Raw genomic sequence first — 2,426 nt, forward strand, 5'->3', positions numbered from 1 at the left:
CTTTTTATACCTCTTGGCTATCGCCCCCCTCACCACAATTGTCTACCCCCTTCTTGGGCGCCAGCCCGTCCAGGGCTGGCCCCACTTCTCGTGCGAGATCAGCCCGTCCAGGGCTGCCACCGGTCTTCCTGTGCGGGGTCAATACTGCTGAGCCACACCAGTGCCCCGTCGATCAGCCCGGGCTTGTCCCCGGTGGCCAGGGCGGGAGCTTCGAGCATGTCGGCAGCCTCTTCCAAGTAGGTGACCAACGTGTCGAGTACTTCACCGGGAGCTTCGTTGTAGCGGGACCACCTACCCAGGTAGCCACTCTCAGCGTCCAGGTACAGGCCCGAGGTGCTGTCCGCCGGGCCCCGTGCGACAACCGGAATCCGGCTCGCCTTCCAGACCGTGATCCGCTCCTCCTTCGGACGGTCGGTGTTGGAGACGTCCTCGTCGGCCTGAGCGTCCATCTTCAGCCGGTAAGCGGCGGCCACGGCGTCCAGAGTCATCAAAGCCCTGTTGCCAGGAAGGCATCCCCAGCCGTTGCCACCCTCGTCACCTGAGGTCAGCAGCCACAGGCCGTGAAGTTCGACGGGTATCCGGATACCGAGGCCGTCCTCCAGAGCCGCGATGGCAGCGGGGCCGGCACCGGCGCGGAGCGCAGCATAGGAAACGGGTGCGTTGTGCTTCAGCCAGCCGGTGATGCGCCCCCAGGCGTCCGCGACCTCCCGTACGGTGGCCGCCGCGGCGACAAGGTCACCGGACGACTGGCCCTCGTCTCGGCTCTGTTCCTGCTCCGGGTCAGGAGTATCCGTGGAGGTCTCAGGGGAGGGCAGCGCTTTGAGGAACCGGATCTCGATCCGGTCCGACTCGCGGATGTAACCGACGGACAAGTCGGGGCAGTCATCGAACATGTCGCCGTCAACCGTCACCGTCAGAATGCCGGCCGGCCCCGAAGGCCGGCCCATGTCAGGGTCGTCGGCCAGTTGACCCGCCAAAGCCTTCAGTGCATAGGGAACGTCTGCCCCGAGCCGAGCGGCGGTGTCACGTACGTCCGGCTGGATTTCGACCTTCACAGCCTCATGCTCCTTGCTGGTCGGATGAAGGACGGTGCCCTCACACACTAGGTCCCCGCCCACGCCTGCGGGCGGCCCAGGCGTCCTGCCGTGCGGGGCGGGTCAGTCGGCCGCGATGCACAGGACAGGGCACAAATCCACGGCATGCAGACCGACTTGGGAAATGGATACGCAAGGATCTCGCCGACGGTGATCATGGTCAGGCCCGGGACTGCGCTTCAGCAGGGCGGGCTTCGCCGCATCGTGCGAGCAGGCCGGGCCCCTGCGGTGACGGGCCCGGATCGCATCTTCGGGGACCCTGGACGTCGGGTCTGCAGGCGAACGTCGCGACCGCCTGCATCCGCTGCCCCACCGCTGCCTCGGCGACACCATCGAGGTGCGCGGCGGTCGTCGGCCTGTGGGCGGGCGCCGTCTCGGAGGCGGTGAGGTTGCGGTCATCTTCCACGAGCGCTCTGAGACCCGCGAAGGCCGGCAGGGGGCCGAGCAGGACCAGGACCGCAGTGATCCAGGGACGCTTGAGGCGTCTGGGGCGCCGTGTCCGCGACTGCCGCGACCGGCGGCGCCGGGCGTCCGGGTCGCGACGGGCGCATGGCGCCCTCCCCGGGGCGGAGAAATTCTGTCTTCTCAGTCAGTACGGCATCGTCCCCGATCTGCCACCCGCTGGCAGCCGCCCCGGCTCCGTCCTCGGCGAACGCCGATCCGTGTCCGTTCGGCCCAGCACCACGCGCCGGGCCGGCGTCATCTCCATAAGGTCACTGTGACGGTCGTGCAGGCCACCGGACCGAAAGGAATGACCCATGCGGATACGCACCGCGTTCGCCGCCGCAGTGACGGTTGCCCTCGCCGCCGGCCCCTCGGCGGGCCTGGCCCATGCCCAACCCGATCTGGACTGCCGCGACTTCGCCTTCCAGGAAGACGCCCAGGCAGAGCTGAACCGAGACCCCAGCGACCCCCACCGGCTGGACGAGGACCAAGGGCCGGACGACGGCATCGCCTGCGAGACCCTGCCCCACAGAAGCACCACCAGCACGCCGACGCCCACGCCTTTGCCCACCCGCGGCGTCCAGGGCGGCATCGGCGGCAGCACCGGCCCCGCCGACTTCGAGCGGACCCTGGGCACGGCCCTGGCCTGCACCTCCCTCGCTGCGGCAGCTGCTTACGCGGCCCGGCGACACCGAGGCGCCGACCTACACAGACACTGACCGGCCACCGCAGAGACCTTCACCGACGCGAGCCGCCCCTCACCGTCGCCAAGCGTCCGGGACGAGGTTCCCCAGGGGGACTGTAAAACGATCGGTGTAACTCCTGATCAAGGAAGATGCATCGATGACCAGCGACAACGTGACCGAGGCCGAGTCCGTCGAGGCCGCT

2 protein-coding genes are annotated in these 2,426 nt (G+C 68.6%); one reads left to right on the top strand and one right to left on the bottom strand.

Going from position 1 to position 2,426, the window contains the following annotated elements; all coding sequences use genetic code 11:
• Positions 1–98: 98 nt before the first annotated feature.
• Positions 99–1,055, bottom strand: a complete 957-nt coding sequence (locus AB0J04_RS45790; RefSeq protein ID WP_363174670.1) for a hypothetical protein — start codon at positions 1,053–1,055, stop codon at positions 99–101.
• Positions 1,056–1,852: 797 nt separating this feature from the next.
• On the opposite strand from AB0J04_RS45790, the gene AB0J04_RS45795 reads away from it, so the two are divergent.
• Positions 1,853–2,257: a hypothetical protein gene (locus AB0J04_RS45795; protein WP_363174671.1), complete on the top strand. Its 405-nt coding sequence runs from the start codon at positions 1,853–1,855 to the stop codon at positions 2,255–2,257.
• Positions 2,258–2,426 lie beyond the last annotated feature (169 nt).

This window comes from Streptomyces sp. NPDC050263 (assembly GCF_040655955.1).
In the GTDB taxonomy this organism is placed as follows: Bacteria; Actinomycetota; Actinomycetes; order Streptomycetales; family Streptomycetaceae; genus Streptomyces.

What these genes read in the sequence shown, in the direction of transcription:
- AB0J04_RS45795 (WP_363174671.1), top strand. Translation starts at nt 1,853, where the DNA reads ATGCGGATACGCACCGCGTTCGCCGCCGCAGTGACGGTTGCCCTCGCC.